Below are 21,074 nucleotides of genomic sequence, written 5' to 3' on the forward strand. Positions count from 1 at the left end.
TCCTAGTACTCGAACGAAAGCTGTTTGGGCTCAGCAGGATCCGGTGGATTCTTGTCGTGATCCTGCGGCCCCTCCTTCGCGTACCGAATCATGAGTTTCAACCACACGACACCCAGTGCGCCGTACAGCAGCGTGAACGTGATGATCGAAACCCACACCGTCGCCGCGGAGTGATTCGAAACGCCCTGATCGACGGTCAGCCTGATCATGTCGACACCGGTGGGGTTGGGGTGGACCATCCACGGCTGCCGACCCATCTCGGTGAAGACCCATCCGGCACTGTTGGCGAGGAACGGCATCGGGATTGCGATCAGCGCGAGCCACGAGTACCACCGCTGATCGGGGACACGCCCACGACGCGTCACCCATAGTCCTGCCAGTGCGAGGGCCGCCGATCCCGCTGCGAGTCCGATCATCGCCCGAAACGCCCAGTACGTCACGAACAGATTGGGCGTGTAGTTTCCCGGACCGAATTCCTGCTCGTACTGCTCCTGGAGTTGGTTGACGCCCTGCAGCGTGACGCCGGAGAACTTGCCCTCGGCGAGGAACGGAAGGACGAACGGCAGCTCTATCACCGAGGTGACACTGTCGCAGTTGTTGTGTGTACCGATGGTCAGCACCGAGAAGTTCGGATCGGTCTCGGTGTTGCACAACGATTCCGCCGACGCCATCTTCATCGGCTGCTGCACGAACATCAATTTGCCCTGCGAATCGCCCGTCCATGCCACCGCGACGCCCGCGACGATCATGACCAGCAATGCCAATCGCGTTGCCGGACGGAACATTCGCCGAGCATCGTCGGTCAGTTGTGCAGCCTCCCCCGCCTCGACATGACCCGCCTCAGCATCCCGGGCCCGGCGGACATTTCGAACCATCCACCAGCCGGAAATCCCCGCGACGAAGGTTCCGGCCGTCAGGAATGCTCCAGCGATGACGTGCGGATACGCCACCAACGCCGTGTTGTTCGACAGCAGATCCCCGATGCTCGTCAGCTGCGCCCGTCCGCTCTCGGAGTTGTACTCGGCACCGACGGGATGCTGCATGAACGAGTTCGCGACGATGATGAAGTACCCGGACGCATTGACTCCGATCGCGACCAACCAGATGGTGGCCAGGTGCACACCACGAGGCAGCCGATCCCACCCGAATATCCACAGACCCAGGAAAGTGGATTCGAGGAAGAACGCGACGAGCCCCTCCATCGCCAACGGCGCACCGAACACATCGCCCACGAAGCGCGAGTACTCGCTCCAGTTCATGCCGAACTGGAATTCCTGCACGATCCCGGTCGCCACTCCGAGCGCGAAGTTGATCAGGAACAACTTGCCGAAGAATTTGGTAAGGCGGTACCAATGATCCTTTTTGGTGATCATCCACATCGTCTGCATGACGGCGATCATCGGCGCAAGACCGATCGTCAAGGGCACCAGAACGAAGTGGTAGACAGTCGTGATTCCGAACTGCCACCTCGACAGATCCAACGCGTCCATGGCCACCCCAGCTCAACGGAATGTTGGTGACTATAGCCCCGTCGAGCTGGTAGTGCGTGCGGAATTACCGCCACCCACCGGGTGGGTCAGCGCACCCCCGCCCATACTTCCCGCGTCGAGGGCCGCGGATCGTCGACCACGCCGGACTGCTCGCCGAACATCATCACCGACCTGTCACTGCCGTACTGCACCCAACCAGGCGAACCGTCACGAACGAAGTCGACCCACGCTCGGTGCATCTCGTCGGCAATCTTCTGTGGAGGATTCGTACCGGTGATGCGAGCTGTTTCGGGCTTGTCCAATACATCGAAGACGAACGGGATCTCGAGTGCATGGCAAGCGCCGAGCCGACCGTCGAAGAGCGGCGAACGCCACGTGAATTCGTAGACGAATGCTCGCCCGTCCCTCGACTCGACGACCCTGAGCGCTGGAATACGAAAGAACCAGTCGGTCATAAGGGCGATGAACAGCTCACCGGGAGTAGCGTCCGGGAACTGGGAGCGATAGGCATCGACGGCCGCATCGACGTCGACGCCGTAGGCAGCAAGCACCAACCGGACTCGCGCGGAGTCGATGTACTCGGTCACTCCTGCGGGAACGAGGAAGAACGCGAACTCCTCACTCGTAGTGCCGATCAGTATGTCCACGCTCGATCCTGCGCCCCCGGCGATCCGTCGATACGGCAGGTCGGGGACGACATCACCGTCGATGTACGGCTCGAACGGCATCATGTTGAATGCCAGTTCACCCCATGCACCGGTCGGAGCTTCGGCAGTGATCCGATCGCCGAGATCCCGCTGGGCATCGACGAGCTGATCCACCGGGACCGAACCGAGCCCATCGACCGTCGGGGCGACCCCGACCGCCTCGGCCAGCGCTGCCGCGACCTTCGTCGCAGTGGCCTCGGAGATGACGTGATGTCCCGCCCCGCTCTGCAGGATGGCGCGCTGGAACAGTCCGGACGCACGCGGCATCGACAGCAACGTCCCGACGCTCATGGCCCCCGCCGACTCCCCCGCGATGGTCACCCGGGCAGGGTCTCCGCCGAACGCCGCGATGTTCTCGCGTACCCATTCCAGCGCGGCGACCTGGTCGAGCAATCCACGGTTGGCCGGGGCACCTTCGACGCGAGCGAATCCGTCCGCGCCCAGTCGGTAGTTGATCGCCACCGCGACGATGCCGTCCCGGGCGAAGGCCGAACCGTCGTATATCGGGACCGCGTTGGAACCGTTGACGAACGCGCCACCGTGGATCCACACGAAGACCGGCAGACCGGACTCGGCAACATCCGGCGTCCACACGTTCACATTCAGGCAGTCCAGGCCCGGTACGACGGGTTCGGTCAGAATCTCGCTGGTCGGGGGTCGGTACCCGATCTTGGGAGCAGTGGCTCCCAGAGACACCGCGTCACGTACTCCGGACCAGGACGGCGGCGACGAGGGGGCTGCAAACCGCAGTGATCCGAAGGGTGCTTCGGCGTAAGGAATTCCGAGAAACTCGGTGACGGCTCCGGTGCGGCGACCGCGCAACCGGCCCTGGGCAATGTCGACAGTGACGTCCATGAATCCTTCCTACCGGAAAGAGTGGGCCAACCGCACTGATTACCTCCCCACCTGTTCCGTCGCCAAGGCGTCGGCGGTGCTGGTCAGGCCCGTCAGATCTCGGACCACGCGAACTCGTTGACAATACTGCGCGTACTCCGGCAGGTCACAGGAGCCGAGACCCCACGAGTACCGCGGTTCCGGGGTGAGCCAGATGGTCTCCTTGGCGCGCCTGGTGATTTCCGCGAATGCTTCGATGCGCGGATCCAGGCCGTTCGAACGACCGTCTGCCAGCACGAGAACCGTCGTTCGGCGGCTCACCGCATTTCCGTGGTCCTCCAGGAACTGGCTGAACGCGTTGCCGTGATCGGAATTGGCATCGACGTCGAGAACGTCGCCACCGAAGACCAACCCCAACGCATGCTCGACGCTGTGGTCGGCGAAAAGGTCGGTGATCTCCACCAGATCCGATACGAATGCGAACGTTCGAACCTGGCTGACGAGATCCTGCAATCCGTGGACCAGATGCAGCGTGAACCGCGCAGTGGCGCGGACCGACAGGCTCACGTCGGTCAGCAGCAGTAGGCGTGGTTTGTCCTCGCTTCGCTGCACCGTCACCGGCCGGAAGGGGACGCCGTCGTAGCGCATGTTCCGGCGCATCGTCCGTCCCGAATCCACCCGGCCCCGTGCACCCGCCTTCCGCCGGTGCGTCAGTGCCCCGTGCAGGCTCTGCGTCAGCCGGCGCAACGATTCCTCCAGTTCGGCACGCTCGAGCTCGCCGACGTGATCGACCTTCGCGACTCGGTCCTCACGGCCCTCGACGATGGTGTTCTCCAGTGCAAGAAGCGTTTCCAAGTGATGCTTCAATGCCTCGGGCAAATTGGCGAGGACGCCGGCGAGTCGTTGACGCAACGCCGTCGCCTCGTCGAGAACGTCACCCTGAACTTCGTCGGGAAGGTCGTCGAGCCAGCCGAACAGTGCATCCTGCTCGGCGACGGACAGGTCCGCGTCGACTTTGGTTCCGGTGGTCGTTGAGATCGCACCCGGGATACCGCCGCCTTTGAGGTGATCGGTTTCGATCTGTACGCGTTCACCCTCACCGAGATTGCTCGTCGAGTCCTTGCTGAACACGATCTCGTCGGTCATCGAGGCGAGGTCGATCTTGTTTGCTTCCTGATGCAAGTTGTACTGCGTCGCGAGATCATCCGGATCGAAGAACTCACGGATATCCGAGGGCGCCCCGTGCTCGTGCCCCTGCTCGGGTAGATTTCCCGGTTCCTCACTGAGCGTGAAGGATTCGAGGACTCCTTCGTCGGAGAGGTCGTCGTGACCATGTCCGTGTCCACGCTGGCCATCGTCGTTCTGCACCTTCACAAGCGCAAAGAACAGCTCGAAGACCTCCTCGAACACCGGGTCACCGTCGCGATCCTTGACCAGTGAGACGCGGAGTGCCTCTCGCAGGAGCCGTCGATTCTCCAGCATCCCGGGTTGTGCTGCGGCCTGCATGGCGTCGAGCATCTCGGGTACCGAAATCCTCATACCGCGCAACCGAAGTAACCGCACGAATCGATGCAGGCTCTGCTCCACGACCCGCTCAGCCCTTTCGGTTCTTCTTGCCGCCGAAGCCGCCGGCGAACGAACGACTCCCCTGTGTTTTCGGCACGTCCTTCGCGGGCGCCTGCGGGACAGCACTGGTTCCGCCATAGTAGTTGCCGTGGCGGCCGGGTTCGTTCTTCGCCGCGCGGATCGCGCGACCGTCCGGACCCGAATCATCCTCGTCGACAACAACAGCGACGGGGTCGTGAGTATGGTCCCCCTCGTGACCATGCCCATGGCCGTGACCATGACCATGTCCGTGGTCCTCGTCGATCACCGCGTTCGGATCGATCAGTCGCGGGATCGCACCGGTCGCCTTACGCACATCCTTGTCGTACTTGACGACGACGGACACCGTGTCGCTCAGCAACTTTGCAGTCAACTCGCTTGCACCGAGAACGGCGAGAGTCTTTGCCCAGTCCACGGTTTCGGAGATGCTCGGCGACTTGCGGAGTTCGAGCTCTCGCAATCCGCGCACCACCTGAACGAGCTGGCCGGCCAGAGCCTCCGACAGGCCGGTGTCCTTCGAATTGACGATGTCGAGTTCACGCTCGGCCGTCGGGTAGTCCAAGAAGCTGTGCAGGCAACGACGTTTCAGCGCAGCGGACAGATCACGTGTGTTGTTCGACGTCAGAATCACGTAGGGCGGGATCTTCGCGGTGAACGTTCCGAGCTCGGGAACGGACACCTGGTTCTCGCCGAGCAATTCGAGCAACACCGCTTCGAGTGCCTCGTCGGCGCGATCGACCTCGTCGATCAACAGCACGACGGGTTCCTCGGAGCGGATGGCCTCGAGCAGCGGACGCGGAGCCAGGAACCGTTCGGAGAAGAAGACACTTTCCTGCGACGAGATCCGGTCCACCGCCTCGCCGAGAGTTTCCGCGTCGGCGACCAGTTGGCCGATCTTCTCCTTCAGCACCTGGGTGTACAGAAGCTGCTTGCCGTAGTCCCATTCGTACAGGGCCTTCGTCTCGTCCTGACCCTCATAGCACTGCAGTCGCAACAGTCTTCGTCCGGTCACCTCGGCGAGAGTCTTTGCCAGCTCGGTTTTTCCGACCCCGGCGGGGCCTTCGAGCAGCACCGGCTTGTCGAGCCTGGACTGCAAGAACACCGTGGTGGCGAGACGGTCGTCGGCGATGTATCCGGCCTCACCGAAGCGCACGACGACGTCGTCGACGGATTCGAAATCATGCTGTGCCGAAGCATTGATGGGCGTCGGGACTGACACGTGGGTGTTCCTTCCAGAGCAGAGCAGTGGTACTAGGTTGTGCCGTTCGCGCTCCCGCCCACCGACGGCATCGAAACCGGGGGGCGGGAGCGAAAAGTCAGCCGATCAGATCGTCGAGGTCTCCGTGAACGGAGTGTTCGACGACAGGCCGAACAGTCTCGAACGTGCATTCCTTCAGGTTGCCCGGGGTGCAGGCGTCGCCGAGAACGTGGTTCGTGATGCGGTCGATGTCCGCATCGTCGCCGACGATCTTCGGCGAATTCTCGTAGAACTTGGTCGGTCCCTTGCCGAGCCGGTTCTTGCTGTAGCTGTTCTGGTCGACGTCCGCGAACTTCTCCGGGATGCCGACGTCACGCAGGAGTTGGATGGCGGCTTCGAGCGCAGCGTGCGAGGCACGCTGATCCGTCATTCCGTGTGTGTCGATGCCCATGGCGACGGCGATGTCGGCGAACTTGCGGTAGTCGGCGGTCATGTTGAACGCCCACACCCGAGGCAACGCGATGGCGTTGTTGAGTCCGTGGTGGGTGTCGTAGAACGCGCTCACCGCGTGGCTGATGGAGTGAATGATGCCGAGGCCACCGGAGTTGAATGCCTGGGCGGCGATGTACTGCGCGTACATCATTCCTTCGCGACCGGGCAGGTCCTCGCCGTTCCATGTTGCGGCACGCAGGTTCTGGACGGTCATCTTGATCGCGTGCAGGGCGTTGCCCTTCGAAGGCTCGAAGTTCAGTCGCGACACGTACGGTTCGCTCGCATGCGCGAGTACGTCGAATCCACACTGTGCGGTGTAATCGGTCGGGCAGGTGTAGTACAGGACCGGATCGTCGATCGCCAGGGACGTCAGCGACGCGTCATCGAAGGCGACGTACTTGTGCGGGTTGTCGGGATCGGTTGTGGTGTCGGTGATCACGTATGCCCACGAGGTCTCCGAGCCGGTCCCTGCCGTCGTCGACACGGCGATGTGCGGCGGATTCTTCGGGTTGTCGCTCTTGTTGAAGCCCTCGAACTCGTTGACACTGCGGCCGTCGTGCGCCACGGAGATGCGAGCACCCTTGCAGGCGTCGTGCGCAGAACCTCCACCGATGGACACGAAACTGTCACACTTGTTTTCGGTGTACATCGCGACCGAATCCATGACGTTGTAGTCCTTGGGATTGGACTCGACCTTGTCGTAGAGCACGACTTCGAGGCCGTGGTACTTCATCGACTCGACGATCTTGTGCACCGTGTCCGTGCCACGCAACCCCGTGGTCATCACGAGGGTCTTCTTGAACCCGAGCTTGAGCGCCTCGGGACCGATCATCTCGTGTGCTCCCGGGCCCATCATGGCACGAGGGAACGGGTGGAACTCCTTGATGGGGAACGGTTTGAGCAGTTCGTCGACCTGCATGGCAGTGCATCCTCTCCGCGAAACGGATGTAAGTAGGTCATTCGCGCAACGCGGTGGTACACCCACGATGCTGAAAACGACGCTAGATCCGCTGCGGATGCAATGACGGTCATTTCGGGCGAGACTGTTCCGTTCGGCCCCAAGTGGGTACCGACGAGACAGGAGAACCCCCTACCCGATCGGGTAGGGGGTTCTCACAGTTACTATCTCGGCTACTCGGCCGATTCTGCTACTTGGCCGATTCTGCAGCCCGCAGATCCTTGCGCAGGATCTTGCCCGCAGCGGACTTCGGGACGGTCTCGATGAACTCGACCTTGCGCACCTTCTTGTGCGGGGACACACGCTCGGACACGAACGCCATGACGCCGTCCTCGTCGATCGTCGCGTTCGCCTGCAGTACGACGAAGGCCTTCGGCACCTCTTCGCCCTCGTCGTCCAGTACGCCGATGACCGCGGCGTCGGCGATCTCCGGATGCGTCAGCAACAACGCTTCGAGCTCGGCGGGCGGCACCTGGTAGCCCTTGTACTTGATGAGCTCTTTGAGCCGGTCGACGATGAAGACCACGCCCTCGGAGTCGACGACAGCGATGTCACCGGTGTGCAGGTAGCCGTCTTCGTCGAGTGTGTCCGACGTAGCCGCGGGATTGTTGAGGTACCCGAGCATGACGTTCGGGCCCTTGACCCACAACTCACCCGGCTTGGACCTGCCCTCGGCGGGAAGATCGATCTCCTCACCGCTTTCCGGGTCGACCAGCTTGTTGACGGTGTTCGCGAGTGGAAGACCGACCGAGCTGAGCGGCATGTCGTCACGATCGAACGGAATCGCGTGGCTGACGGGGCTGAGCTCGCTCATCCCGTAGCCCTGACGGATGCGGGCGCCGAGCCTCGTCGCGACGGCCTTGCCGAGCTCCTCGTCCAGCGGGGCAGCACCGGAGAAGACGGTGTGCACACTCGAGAGGTCGTACTGATCGATCAGCGGATGCTTTGCGAGCGCGACAGCCACCGGCGGCGCAATGAAGAGGTACGTCAGCTTGTTGTCCTGAATGATCCGGAGGAACTCCACCAGATCGAACTTCGGCATCGTCACCAGCCGGGCACGCAGCTTCAGCGCGATGTTGAGTAACACAGTCAGTCCGTAGATGTGGAAGAACGGCAGCACCGCGAGGACGCCGTCGTCGGCGTTGATGCCCACCCGCGGTTCCATCTGCGCGACGTTGGCGACGAGGTTGCGGTGCGTCAGGATCACGCCCTTCGGGACGCCCGTGGTGCCCGAGGAGTACGGCAAGACTGCGACCTGCGTCGCCGGATCGAACGACACGTCCGGTGCCGTGGCGCCTTGAGTGAGCAGGTCCTTCAGGCTCGGGTGCCCGTCGACGCCGTCGAGAACGATGATGTGATCGTCGGCGATCCCGACCTTCTCCGCCGCTGCCTTCGCCTGCGGGTACAGCGGCGAGACGGTGAAGAGGAATTTCGCGCCCGAACCGGTGAGCTGCTTGGCGATGTCCTCTGCCGTGTAGAGAGCATTGATGGTGGTGGCAGTGCCACCTGCACGCAGAATGCCGTGCAGGACCGACGCGAACGCCGGCACGTTGGGCGAGTGCAGGCCGACGACGTCACCGAGCTCGAGTCCTCGCGCAGCGAGGGCGCCGGCGATGCCGTTGATCTGCCCGATCAAGGCCTGATACGTGGTGACGGCCCCAGAGGTGCCGTCAATCAACGCAGGCTTTTGCAGATCGGCGTCCGCGATCGATCCGAACAGGTAGTCGTAGACACTCAGATTCGGGATCTCGACGTCGGGAAAGGGACTGTTGAAGCTCATGACTCTCCTTCGAACATGCAACGGAAATTATGACGAAACACTACAGTGAATGCCATCACATCTGACATTTCCCTACTCCCGAGTCAGTTACGTGCCGCCTGTCGGTTTGCTTCGAACCACGACCACACCGGTGGCGCCCGGAGTCACTGACGGCTGTCAGGATTTCGAATACGGCTTTCCTGCTGCTGCAGGCCCTCGAACGTGCCCGACGAGTCCCGCGACCGCGAAGATGGTCACGACGTACGGAAGCATCAGCATGAACTCGCTAGGTACCGGGGATCCGATGATCCCGAGGACGTTCTGGAGGTTCGACGCGAAGCCGAACAGCAACGCGGCCAACGTCGCTCGGATCGGATCCCACCGTCCGAAGATGACCGCCGCGAGCGCGATGTAACCCGCGCCCGCCGTCATCTCCTTGCCGAACGCTCCGACTGATCCGAGCGTGAAGTACGCACCGCCGAGGCCCGCGATGGCACCGGCCAGGCACACGTTCCAGAATCTGGTCCGAGCCACGTTGATCCCGACGGTGTCCGCCGCCTGTGGGTGCTCACCGACCGAGCGAAGCCGCAGACCCCACTTGGTGTGAAACAACCCGAACCACACCATGGCCACCACGAAATACATCAGGTACACGATCAGTGTCTGGCGGAACAGCACCGGTCCGATCACCGGAATCTGCGACAGGAACGGAATTTCGATGCGCGCGAACCGAGGTGGCGCGTTCAACGTCTCCGTGTTCTTCGTCAGCACCACCGAATACAGGAAACTCGTCAGACCGACGACCAGGACGTTGAGGACGACGCCGACGATGACCTGATTGACGAAGTACTTGATCGAGAACATCGCGAGCAGTGATGCGGTCAATGCTCCGGCGACCAATGCGGCAAGGAGCGCAACGTAAGTCGATCCTGTCACCGACGCAACGACTGCGCTGACGAACGCACCGGACAACAACTGCCCTTCGATGGCGATGTTGATGACTCCGACGCGCTCGGAGATGACGCCGCCCATCGCACCGAAGATGAGCGGTGTGCTCAGGGCGACCGCTCCGATCAACAGCCCCGGTACCGGCACCGTCGCACCGACGGCGGCCCACGTCAGAAAGCCCAGAACGAACACCACGGCATAGACGGCAAGCACCCACAGTGGAGTTGCTGCGCCTCGCACCACATTCCACGCGGCGAATGCGGTGACCAGTGTCAATACCACGAACAGTACGACGCCTGTAGCTGCCGCCGGCACCGCGACCGCGGGGAGCTGGACGAAGTCGTTGTCGCTGGCCAGCGCGAACGTCGTGGTCCCCGACTTCGCTCGAAGAACGAACATTACCAGCGCCAGGAGGGTCGCGACGCCCAGAACACCGGGCACTTTCCAACTCTTCGAAGGCGCGAGGATCTCCCGCTGATCGTCGACTACGGTCACAGCGCACCCACTTTGGCCGTGTCCGCGCGGGCCGCGATGTCAGCGCCCGGCGGAGGTAACCGGAACACTGCACGGACCAGCGGCGGGGCAGCGATGAACAGCACGATGACGGACTGCACGACGAGCACGATGTCGATCGGAATACCCTCTGCAGCCTGCATCGCGAATCCGCCTGCCTTGAACCCGCCGAACAGAATGCCCGCGAAGAACACGCCCCACGGTTTCGACCGCCCCAGCAGCGCGACGGTGATGGCGTCGAAACCGATGCCGGCGTCGATGTCCGCACCGAACCCGGTGGTGACGGTCCCGAGCACCTGGGCGACGCCCGCGAGCCCGACGAGCGCCCCGGAGAGCACCATCGCATACAGGTACATGCGGTTGACGTTGATTCCGGCGATCTTCGACGCGTGCGGGTTCTCGCCGACGGCTCGGAAGCGGAAGCCGAGCGACGACCGCTCCAGCAGCCACCACACCGCGATCGTCACGATGACGACGAGCACGAACCCGAGATGCAGGGCATATCGATCACCGAACAGCTTGGGGAACACCGCGGTCGATTCCATGGCCGCGGTCTTCGGGTTGTTCTGGCCCGGTGCCTGCAGCGCGCCGGGCGTCCTCAGCAGATACGCAACGAGGTAGAACGCGACGTAATTCAGCATGATCGTGACGATCACTTCGTGAGCACCGGTGCGTGCCTTGAGAACTCCGGCGATCCCACCCCACACCGCGCCGCCCAGAACTCCGGCGAGCACGGCAAGGATCAAGTGCAGACCGGCGGGCAGCTGGAGGGAGAACCCGACCCAGCCCGCACATGCGGCCGCGATCAGCATCTGTCCGCGACCGCCGATGTTGAACATTCCGACCCGGAAAGCAAGCGCGACACCGAGACCCGCGACGATCAACGGCGTCGCGAACGTGAGTGTCTCCAACAGCGGTTTGATGCCGTTCTCGAATCCTGGACGTCGGAAGTTGTACACCGCTCCCTGGAACAGGGAGGAATACGCGCCCGAGACTGCGTCCCACACCGCGACGAGCATGTCCGACGGTCGGGAAAAGAAATAGCCCGCAGCTTCCTGAACCTGCTCGTCGGTGACAGCAATGAGCACCGCACCCACAACCACGGCCATGAACACTGCCAGCACCGAAATGATTGCGCTGCCGGTGAATATCTGCCGCAGAACCACATGTGCGCGCGACGGCTGTGTATCTTGCGCGTCAGGCATGCTCTCCACCCATCATCAAACCCAGAACTTCGCGGGAGGTGTCGGCCGGCACGATGCCGACGATCGTGCCGCGATACATGACGGCTATTCGATCCGCCAGGGCAGCAACCTCGTCGAGCTCACTGGAGACGACGATCACCGGGATTCCCGAGTCTCTCGTCGCGACGATTCGTTTGTGCACGAACTCGATCGAGCCGACATCGATTCCCCGTGTCGGCTGCGAGGCGACGAACAGCCGAAGCTCACGGCTCAATTCGCGAGCGAGGACGACCTTTTGCTGGTTGCCACCGGACAAGCGTCCGACCGCGGTGTCGATGCCGGGAGTCCGAACGTCGAACTCCTGGACCTTGTCGGCAGCGAACGTGTCCAGATAGTCGCGGCGGATCGCTCCTCGGCGGACGAACGGCTCGCCCGTCGACCTGTCGAGCATCAGGTTCTCCGCGATCGAGAATTCGCCGACCAGACCGTGGACCGTGCGGTCTTCGGGCACGAATCCGACGCCGGCGGCCAACACGTCGTGGACCGAGGAGCCGACCAGCGACCGGCCGTCGAGAAGGATTTCTCCGCTGATCCGGTCGCGAGCGCCGAGAAGCGCTTCGACGAACTCGCCCTGCCCGTTGCCCTGAACCCCGGCTACCGCCAGGATCTCACCGGCGTGAACTTCGAGGCTGACGTCGTCGACGACCGCGTGCCCGTCCCCGTCGAAGACCGTCAGATTCTTGATGACCAACGCCGCCTCACCTGGCTGCGCCGGTTGCTTCGTCACCGTCAGCTGAACGTCGCGGCCGACCATCATCGCGGCGAGTTCCGCGTTGGTCGCCGTCGGCTCGGCCTGGCCGACGACCTTTCCGAGCCGGATCACGGTGATACGGTCCGCGACCTCACGCACCTCACGCAGCTTGTGCGTGATGAACACGATCGTGGTACCCGACTCGGCGAGTTCGCGCATGATGCGCATGAGGTCGTCGGTTTCCTGTGGAGTGAGCACCGCAGTCGGCTCGTCGAAGACCAGCACCGTGGCATCACGGCTGAGCGCCTTGATGATTTCGACGCGTTGCTGCACTCCGACGGGCAGGTCGTCGACCTTGGCATCGGGGTCGAGATCGAAACCGAAGCGCGCCGAAATCTCGCGCACCAGTTTTCGAGCCGCATCGAGATCGAGGCGCCCACCGCTTTTGGTGGTCTCGTGGCCGAGAATGATGTTCTCGGCCACCGTGAACACCGGGATCAGCATGAAGTGCTGGTGCACCATGCCGATCCCGGCCGCCATCGCGTCACCCGGTCCGGTGAATTCCTGCACGACTCCGTCGAGCAGAATCTTGCCCTCCTCGGCCCGATACAGACCGCTGAGCACGTTCATCAGTGTCGACTTGCCTGCACCGTTCTCACCGAGAAGGCAATGGATCTCGCCTGTTTCGACGACGAGGTCGATGGAGTCGTTGGCGACGAGAGATCCGAACCGCTTCGTTATGCCCTGCAGTTCCAGCTTCATGGCATTTCGACGTTCATGTCCTCTTACTGTGTGTCGGGGCTACTTCGGCGAGGAAGGCGACTCGACGGTGATCGAGCCGTCGATGATGCCCGCCTCGATGGTGTCCAGCTCGCTCTGCAACGCGGGATCGACCTGCGACTCGTAGTCGTGGAACGGCGCGATTCCGACACCGTCGTTCTCGAGCGTTCCGACGTACGGTGCGGTGTCGAAGGATCCCTCACCCGACGTCGCGACGATCTCGTCGACGCTGGTCTTGAGGCCCTTGGTCACCGATGTGAGCATGAGGTCGCTGACCGAGGGATCCGACTCGAAGACGTCGGCATCGGCGCCGATGAGTGCGATGGGCCGCGACGAGTCACGAATGGCCTGCGCGGCGCTCTGATAGATCGGTCCGCCGACTGGGAAGATCACGTCCGCGTTCTGGTCGATGAGGCCCTGCGCGGTGTTCTTCGCGACGGCGTTCGCCTCGAATCCCCCGGTGAACGAACCGTTCTGCGCGGGAACGTCCCAGCCGATGACCCGAACGTTGCCGTTCTTCTGCTCGTTGAAGTAGTTGACGCCGTCGGCGAATCCGTCCATGAAGATGGTGACGGTCGGCAACTGCGAACCGCCGAACGTTCCGACGACACCCGTCTTCGAGTAACTCGCAGCGGCGTACCCGGCCAGGAAGGCGGACTGCGCCGCATCGTAGGTGAGCGGTTTGACGTTCGGCAGGTCGATGCTCGAGTCGTCGATGATGGCGAAGTCGATATCGGTGTTCGCCTCGGCGGCGGACTTCGTGGCGTCCGCGAGGTCGAATCCGACGGTCAGGATCAGCGAGCAACCCTGGTCGATCAGGTTGGAAATGTTGGGGTTGTAGTCCGTCGGGGATGCCGATTCGACGGTGATGGGCTCGACATCGAGGGTCGCCGACGCCTCGGTCAGGCCCTCGAAGCTGAGCTGATTGAAGGACTTGTCGTCGAAACCTCCTGCGTCGGACACCATGCAGGGCTTGAAGTCGCCGGAAGCGCTACCCCCGGATTCGGATCCGTTGTCTTCGGGCGCGGAGCCACATCCTGCGACGAGAGCGAGCGCGCCGAGCGACGCGACGCCGCCGAATGCCAGTCTCCGAGTGCGTGAGCGGATGACGACGGTCAAGACTTCCTCCATTTAGGTCGCTGCCCGGCTCGCTCGTCTCATGAACAAGCGTCGAAGTACCCGGCAAGTTTGTCTGATTCGCAGACGCTACCCGCCACGCGGGGTGCCCGCATGATTTCGCGAGTCACTCGCCCGTCTCGCGAGGTGAGCCGTTTCCTCTGTCGTAGCTGCCGCCGTCGCCGAAATCCCCTGCACCAGATGAGGTTGCGAACCGCAGGGTAGGACCTACAGTTGGTTCTCCACCAGATGCTCGAAGGCTTTGAGGTTGGCGAGGGATTCGCCGCGCGACACCCGCCACGCCCATTCGCGCTTGATCGACTCGGCGAAACCGAGTTCGAGTAGCACGTTGAAGTCGCCATCGGCGGCTTCGAGAACCTGACCGAGAATGCGGTCGATCTCCTCGCCGGTGACCGCATGCAACGACAACCGGCCGACCAGGTACACGTCGCCCACCTTGTCGATCGTGTAGTGCACCCCGTACAGCCGGCGGTTGCGTCGCAGCAGGTACTTGTAGACGCCCTCGAAGTTCTCGTCGGGCTTACGGCACACGAACGCCTCGATCCGGACCCCGTGATTCCCGACGGTCAGCATCGTCGTGGTCTTGAGCTTGCGCTCACCCGGCAGCTCGACGACGAAGGAATTCTCTCCCTTGCGCTGATACTCGAGTTCGCGTTCCTTCAGTATCGAGTCGATGAGGGTGATCGTGTCGCTCATGCCGTGACTCCTGCCCGTCGTAGCTTCGACAGTCCACGGGACCGCCGCGGCGAGAACTCGCTGGGAGCCTCGTGCCGATCGAAATGGAACTGTGCAGCTCGGTAGCTCTCCAGCAGCCCCTCGGCCGTGTGCTCCCAGGAGAAGTCCCCCGCGTGAATCGGGGCTCTCGACGCCATGGCTGCCAACGCATCTCGATCGGTGACCATGTTGCCCAGCGCGGTCGCCCAGTCGTGAGTCCGATGCCCCTGGACCAGCACCCCGGTCTCGCCCGCGCGCACTGCCACACCCAGACCACCGACGTCGGCTGCGATCACCGGCGTTCCGCTCGCCTGCGCCTCTATCGCGACCAGCCCGAAGGACTCGTTGTAGCTCGGCACAGCGACGACGTCCGCGGCGCGGTAGATCTGTACCAATCGCTCCGACGGTTGTGGCGGCAGGAACGTCACGCGAGCCGAGATGCCGAGGTCCTCGGCAAGGTCGATCAGGCTGTCCGGGCGGTCGAGCCCACTGCCGGACGGCCCGCCGACGACGAGTATCCGCAGCGGAAGGCTCGGGTCGCGTGCCACTACTTCCGCCGCTGCACGCAGCAACACGTCCGGTGCCTTCAACGGCTGGATCCTGCCCACGAAGGCGACAACGGTCTCTCGCGGATCGATGCCGAACTCGGCCCGGGCGGCACTCTTGTCACCGGGCCGGTATCGAGTCAGGTCCGCGCCCGGTGCGACGACATCGATCGATTCCGGACTTGCGCCGTAGATCTCGATGAGTTGCTTGGCCTCTTCGGAGGTGTTGGCGATGAGACGGTCCGCCTCGGCCACGACTTGTTGTTCACCGATCTGTCGCGCCACCGGCTCCGGAGCGTCTCCTGCTGCAAGCGACGCGTTCTTGACCGCAGCCAACGTGTGGGCGGTGTGCACGAGCGGCACGCCCCAGCGGTCGCGAGCCAACCATCCGACCTGACCCGAGAGCCAGTAGTGCGAATGAACCAGGTCGTAGTACCCGGCGTCGTGACGCGCTTCCTCGCGGAGCACCCCGGCCGCGAACGCACACAGCTGCGTCGGGAGATCCTGCTTGTCGAGGCCCTCGAACGGTCCCGCGACGATGTTGCGCACCATCACGCCGGGGGCTGCCTCGCACAGCGGTTCGTCGGAGGAGGATGTCGCGCGCGTGAAGATCTCGACCTCCACGCCCCGCTTGGCCAGTTCCTTGGCGCTCTGCAACACGTACACGTTCATGCCGCCGGCATCGCCTACTCCAGGCTGCGCCAGCGGGGAGGTATGCAACGACAGCACCGCAACCCGGTTCAACTGACGACCACTCACCGCTCCACTTTGCACTCCCCCACCTTAAGCCTGCTCGTTCGCGCACTGTTCGGGGCTCGGCTCACACGCCGTCCACGAAGCTCTCCACGTCGACGAGAAATCGCTCTGGGTCAGCTACGAACGGACCGTGGTCCACGCCCTCCCAGTAGGATTCCGTCACCGTCGGGATCAACGACGCAGCGTGTCTACCTGCACCAACGTCGACGACGGTGTCCGCGGTTCCGTGCAGCACGAGCGCCGGGACATCGAGATGTCGCAGTAGGTCATCGTGCGAGGCGGCGCGCTCGAACAGGGCCGCCCGCACTCGCGGTGGCGTCGCCAGTGTCAGACCGAACAGCGCCTGCGCCTGCGCACCCTTGCCTTCGACCGGTCCCGTCAGCGCCTGACCGAAGCTCCCGAGAGCCTTGATCGCCACCCTGGGCTCGTCGGCCATCGCTCCCGGAATCGCGGCGCGCATCGCAGTACCCACGCGACCACCGGCTTCTCCCCTGCCGATGCTGGTGATCGCCCCGACCAACACCACGCCCGCCACCGCGTCCGTTCCATGCTCTGCTAGATAGTCGCAGATGACGAGCCCGCCGTACGACCAACCGAGGAGGATCGCCTTCGTTTCGGTTGCCTCCTGAGCGAGAACTGCGTGGACGTCGCCTGCCCAGTTCGCCGAGTCGGCGTAACCCGATTCTGGGGCGTCGGAGTATCCGTGGCCACGCAGGTCGACCGCGACAACCCGATACTTCTCGGCGAGTCCGGCGAGCACCCGCTCACCCCAGCATGCCGAGGACTGCGCCCATCCGTGCAGCAGAACCACTGTGCGGTGCGACCGATCGCCCGACACTCGATACACGATGTTCGTGCCATCGATACTTTCCGCCTGCCGTACCGGTCCTATGTCTGTCATGCCGTTCATGATCCATCCGACCCGTGAATCGTCAGGCAGCGGCCCGTCGCATCGACGCGAGCGGGTCGGCATAGACCGAGCTGAGCGAGACGACCGCCGCCGCGAACTGCTGAACCTTGCTGCCGAAGCCAGTGATTCGAATGTCTTTGCGCGGCAACGTCGATGCTCGACCGAATGCGTCCGCCACGTGCGCGATCCCCGGAGAGTACTCGGTGAACGCCTGGCCTCCGAGTACGACGCGATCGGGATTGAACAGATCACGAAGCAACCCGACAACCCGACCGAGTATCTCGGCCCGCTCCAGCAGAATCTGCTGCGCGGGCACCGAACCGTCGTGCGCGGACCGGTAGAGCGTGGCAATACCGACACCCGACGCTACGATCCCGCGCTCGACGGCGTCGGCCAGCACGGCGCGATCGCTGACGGTTGCTTCGAGGCATCCGCGATGACCGCACGCGCACAGCGCATTCGAACCTGTCGGTAGATGTGCGATCGAACCCGGACCGGTGGAGGGAGTATGCACGCGCCCGTCGATCGTCAACGCGATACCCGCGGTTTCCCGTGCGTAGAAGTACAGGCTGGTACCGGTCGCCGCCTCGGCTCGAGCAGGCGTCAACAGAAGTTCCGACCCCGCCATCGCTTCGACATGACCCGACACCGACACTGGAAGGCCAAGACCGCCACCGATGATCGCGCCGACCTGAGCATTCTCCCAGCCGAGACGAGGATGATCCGCGGTTCCGGTCACACCGTCGACGCGGCCACCGAGCGCGACACCGACCCACAGCGGACTCCGACGATGCCAGCGGGAGGCGAAGGAACCAGCGCTGCGGGTGATGCTCGTAAGCGCTTCGGTCGCGGAGCCGCCGGGCGTCGAAATCTCCACGGCGCCGAGTATGCGGCCGCGCAAATCGGTCACGACGATCCCGGTGACGAGTGCGCCGATGTGGATTCCGATGGTCGCGTACGGCTCGTGATTGATCTCGAACGGCACCCGAGGACGACCGATCGCACCCGACGCGCTGAGATCCGCTCGTTCACGAAGCAGACCGGCGCCGAGCAGAGAAGACACCTGGCGGTTGACGGTGGCGATACTCAATCCCGTTGCGCGCGCAGCGATACCACGCGATATGGGCCCTTCGACGGAGGCGACACGTAGCACTGCGGCGGCAGGACTGTCGGCGATTCGGAGATCGGGCGCGACGATCTGGACCCGCCCTCGCACACTCGGGCGTTTGATGGACGTCGGCCGCGAACCACGAAGGTTCGGGACGGATGAAGAGATCGGCAAAGTTGCAAGTGACACTGGTGTTAGTCCTCAGCAGTAGACCCACTTTTCAGGTGGGTGACGCATGATGCGAAGAGAAAGCGCTGACGGCAAGTGCCTATGACCGCGTCGATTCAGCGACAGCTTTCTTCGATTCAGCTACAGGCGTGGAGGCTCAGACAACACAGTTCACGAGGGAGCGGCAGCCGGGAACCCAGAGCGGCGGTCACATAGGTGACGCGCAGAGCGGGCGTATGGCTGGCGGACATGAAGCAAAATTAACACTTCCGCGTGCATTAACCAATACGCGCTCCCTAGCGCCGGCACCGCCGACTAGAATTCGACCCATGACCTTGTCAGAACAAATTCCGTCCGACGCTCGCATCGCCGTCGTCACCGGAGCAAGCTCAGGTATCGGCGAGGCCACCGCCAGGCAGCTCGCGACGCAGGGCTACCACGTCGTGGTCGGAGCCCGGCGCGTCGATCGGCTGGAGAAGCTTGCATCCGAAATCGGTGGCACTGCACTGCAACTCGACGTGACCGACGAGGACTCGGTTGCCGCGTTCACGGCCGTCGTTCCTCGCGTATCCGTGTTGATCAACAACGCGGGCGGCGCCAAGGGACTCGCGCCGGTCATCGACGCCGATCTCGACGACTGGCGCTGGATGTGGGAGACCAATGTTCTCGGAACGCTGCGTGTCACCAAGGCGTTGCTGCCCAAGCTGATCGAGTCGGGCGACGCGCTTGTGGTGACGATCACGTCTGTGGCGGCGTTCGAGGCGTACGACAACGGGTCGGGATACACCTCGGCCAAGCATGCGCAGGCCGTCCTGCACCGCACGCTGCGCGGCGAACTGCTCGGTCAACCAGTGCGGCTCACCGAAATCGCGCCGGGGGCAGTGGAGACGGAGTTCTCGCTCGTGCGATTCGACGGCGACGAGTCCAAGGCCGACGCCGTCTATCGGGGGATCACGCCACTGGTTGCCAAGGACATCGCCGAGGTCGTCGGCTTCGTGGCTTCGCGCCCGTCGCACGTCAATCTCGACCAGATCATCATCAAGCCCAGAGACCAGGCTGGTCCGGGTCGCTTCAGCCGGAAGTGAGGCGGCTCCGCCGCCAGTGGCACGGTTAAGTGCATTCCCGTGCACTCAACCGTGCCACTGGGCGCGGAGCGCCCTGAGCTGAATCGGCGCGGAGCGCCCTGAGCCTTGGCGACCTAGCCTGCTGGAGCCGGGGCAGGTGTGGAGGCCGTCGCTGCGCCTGCCGGCAAAGCCGACATCGACTCCCACGTCGCCCAATCGATCGCCCAGTCGTACAGGTCGCCGTCCGCCGCCGAGAGGTCGATGCGGGTTCCCGTCACCTCGACCGGATCGCCGTACATCGCGGTACCGAAGTACTCCTGAGCGTCCGCGTCGGACAGGTTGATGCATCCGTTGGTGACGTTCGAAGCACCCTGCACCCCGGTGGTCAACGGGTTGGCGTGAATGAACTCGCCGTTGTTGGAGATGCGGACTGCCCAGCGCTCGCGCACGTTCTCGTAGAACGGCGGGTTCGACATCAGGAAGTCCTCGTGCTTCTCGGTGACAACGTGTATGCCGCTGCGAGTGACGTTGCGATCCTCGTTGCCCTCGCCGTAACTGACGGGGATGTCCATGATCGTCTCGCCGCCGCGAACGACCTGCATGCGGTGACTCGTCGCGTCGGCGACGACGATCTGGCTGCGCCCGATGGAGAAGTCGATCGTCACGTCGTCAGCGCCGTAATTACCCTCGCCATAGTCGATGCCGTAGAGGTTCGCCTTCACCGACACCGTCGTTCCCGGGGTCCAGTAGTTGGTGGGACGCCAGTGCACGCGTGAGCCGTTGTCGTCGGGGAACCATGCCCAGGCACCGGGAGTCGGCGGGTTGGTGGTCACCGTCAGCGCCTTCTCGACGGCAGCCTTGTCCTCGATCGCGGAGTCGAACTGCAGGATGACCGGCGCGGCAATGCCGACCTCCTGGCCATCGCCGATGTTGGTGCTGACGGAGGTTCTGCTGGAGGGCGTCACCGTCGTGAAGCTGCCGTCGACGGGGACGGTCTTGCCGTCGGTACCGATGGCATTGCCCGCCCAGGTATACGTGGAGCCGTAGCCGAGCGGTTCGGTAATGGTGTACGACGCTTTGTCCGGCGCCAGCACTCCTTGAACTACCTTGCCGTCGGGGTTGGTGAGCACGACGTCGGCCAGCGTCCCATCCGTCACCGTCACCGAGATCGGAGCGACCGGGCTGACGTCGCCCGCACCGGCTGCCGGATTCTGCACCACCTCGGCAACCGGGGGCGCCTCCGTCGTCGACGCTGCATTGCCCGACGAGCCACTGCCGCCGCCGACGGTGCACCCGGCAACCAGTGCCGCCAGCGCAGCGATCGCTACGACCAGCCACAACAGGCGCGTCCGTTTTGTCTGTTCTCCCTGCACATGCACGGCTTCCAACGTACTCGCGGGAAAGTGAACGGTCACAATCGATCACCCAGGTGCGCGCAGATTCACACCGAATT

Annotated in this window: 16 protein-coding genes; 1 reads left to right on the plus strand and 15 read right to left on the minus strand. The window is 63.5% G+C overall.

What is annotated here, in order from left to right; all coding sequences use genetic code 11:
- Positions 1 to 2: 2 nt before the first annotated feature.
- The 14 genes from WDS16_RS17400 to WDS16_RS17465 form a co-directional block, all read right to left on the minus strand.
- Positions 3 to 1,490: a cytochrome ubiquinol oxidase subunit I gene (locus tag WDS16_RS17400; RefSeq protein ID WP_338886451.1), complete on the minus strand. Its 1,488-nt coding sequence runs from the start codon at positions 1,488 to 1,490 to the stop codon at positions 3 to 5.
- 86 nt (positions 1,491 to 1,576) lie between these two features.
- Positions 1,577 to 3,052 (minus strand): carboxylesterase/lipase family protein, encoded by a 1,476-nt coding sequence (locus WDS16_RS17405; RefSeq protein WP_338886452.1) that lies wholly within the window; start codon positions 3,050 to 3,052, stop codon positions 1,577 to 1,579.
- A gap of 39 nt (positions 3,053 to 3,091) precedes the next feature.
- Positions 3,092 to 4,618, minus strand: a complete 1,527-nt coding sequence (locus WDS16_RS17410) for a VWA domain-containing protein (RefSeq protein WP_338886453.1) — start codon at positions 4,616 to 4,618, stop codon at positions 3,092 to 3,094.
- 7 nt (positions 4,619 to 4,625) lie between these two features.
- The gene (locus WDS16_RS17415) at positions 4,626 to 5,855 is read right to left on the minus strand and encodes a MoxR family ATPase (RefSeq protein WP_338886454.1); all 1,230 of its coding nucleotides are present in this window, start codon (positions 5,853 to 5,855) and stop codon (positions 4,626 to 4,628) included.
- Positions 5,856 to 5,952: 97 nt separating this feature from the next.
- Positions 5,953 to 7,245, minus strand: a complete 1,293-nt coding sequence (gene mdo, locus WDS16_RS17420; protein WP_338886455.1) for an NDMA-dependent methanol dehydrogenase — start codon at positions 7,243 to 7,245, stop codon at positions 5,953 to 5,955.
- A 229-nt stretch (positions 7,246 to 7,474) separates the two neighbouring features.
- Entirely contained in the window at positions 7,475 to 9,064 is a 1,590-nt protein-coding gene (locus WDS16_RS17425) for an AMP-binding protein (RefSeq protein ID WP_338886456.1), read from the minus strand.
- A 156-nt stretch (positions 9,065 to 9,220) separates the two neighbouring features.
- Positions 9,221 to 10,486 carry an ABC transporter permease gene (locus tag WDS16_RS17430; protein ID WP_338886457.1) on the minus strand — a complete coding sequence of 422 codons (1,266 nt, stop codon included), beginning with the start codon at positions 10,484 to 10,486 and terminating at the stop codon, positions 9,221 to 9,223.
- On the minus strand, positions 10,483 to 11,709 hold the full coding sequence (locus tag WDS16_RS17435; protein ID WP_338886458.1) for an ABC transporter permease: 1,227 nt from the start codon (positions 11,707 to 11,709) through the stop codon (positions 10,483 to 10,485). The genes WDS16_RS17430 and WDS16_RS17435 overlap by 4 nt, the downstream gene beginning before the upstream one ends.
- Positions 11,702 to 13,201, minus strand: coding sequence for an ABC transporter ATP-binding protein (locus tag WDS16_RS17440; RefSeq protein ID WP_338886459.1), 1,500 nt, complete (start codon positions 13,199 to 13,201; stop codon positions 11,702 to 11,704). The genes WDS16_RS17435 and WDS16_RS17440 overlap by 8 nt, the downstream gene beginning before the upstream one ends.
- A 39-nt stretch (positions 13,202 to 13,240) precedes the next feature.
- Positions 13,241 to 14,338, minus strand: coding sequence for a BMP family ABC transporter substrate-binding protein (locus tag WDS16_RS17445; protein WP_338886460.1), 1,098 nt, complete (start codon positions 14,336 to 14,338; stop codon positions 13,241 to 13,243).
- Positions 14,339 to 14,563: 225 nt separating this feature from the next.
- Complete coding sequence (locus WDS16_RS17450; protein ID WP_338886461.1) at positions 14,564 to 15,052, minus strand: YbjN domain-containing protein; 489 nt, start codon at positions 15,050 to 15,052, stop codon at positions 14,564 to 14,566.
- Positions 15,049 to 16,374, minus strand: a complete 1,326-nt coding sequence (gene mshA / locus WDS16_RS17455) for a D-inositol-3-phosphate glycosyltransferase (protein ID WP_338886462.1) — start codon at positions 16,372 to 16,374, stop codon at positions 15,049 to 15,051. The genes WDS16_RS17450 and mshA overlap by 4 nt, the downstream gene beginning before the upstream one ends.
- Positions 16,375 to 16,435: 61 nt before the next feature.
- Positions 16,436 to 17,272, minus strand: coding sequence for an alpha/beta hydrolase (locus tag WDS16_RS17460; RefSeq protein WP_338886463.1), 837 nt, complete (start codon positions 17,270 to 17,272; stop codon positions 16,436 to 16,438).
- Between the two features lie 31 nt (positions 17,273 to 17,303).
- On the minus strand, positions 17,304 to 18,578 hold the full coding sequence (locus WDS16_RS17465) for an ROK family protein (protein WP_422395682.1): 1,275 nt from the start codon (positions 18,576 to 18,578) through the stop codon (positions 17,304 to 17,306).
- A 308-nt stretch (positions 18,579 to 18,886) separates the two neighbouring features.
- Here WDS16_RS17465 and WDS16_RS17470 point away from each other — a divergent pair, with 308 nt between their 5' ends.
- A complete protein-coding gene (locus WDS16_RS17470; RefSeq protein ID WP_338886464.1) occupies positions 18,887 to 19,642 on the plus strand; it encodes an SDR family NAD(P)-dependent oxidoreductase in 756 nt (251 codons plus the stop codon).
- 113 nt (positions 19,643 to 19,755) lie between these two features.
- On the opposite strand, the gene WDS16_RS17475 is transcribed toward WDS16_RS17470, so the two are convergent.
- Complete coding sequence (locus WDS16_RS17475) at positions 19,756 to 21,000, minus strand: L,D-transpeptidase (RefSeq protein ID WP_338886465.1); 1,245 nt, start codon at positions 20,998 to 21,000, stop codon at positions 19,756 to 19,758.
- Between the last annotated feature and the right edge of the window lie 74 nt (positions 21,001 to 21,074).

The organism is Rhodococcus sovatensis (assembly GCF_037327425.1).
Classification (GTDB): Bacteria; Actinomycetota; Actinomycetes; order Mycobacteriales; family Mycobacteriaceae; genus Rhodococcoides; species Rhodococcoides sovatense.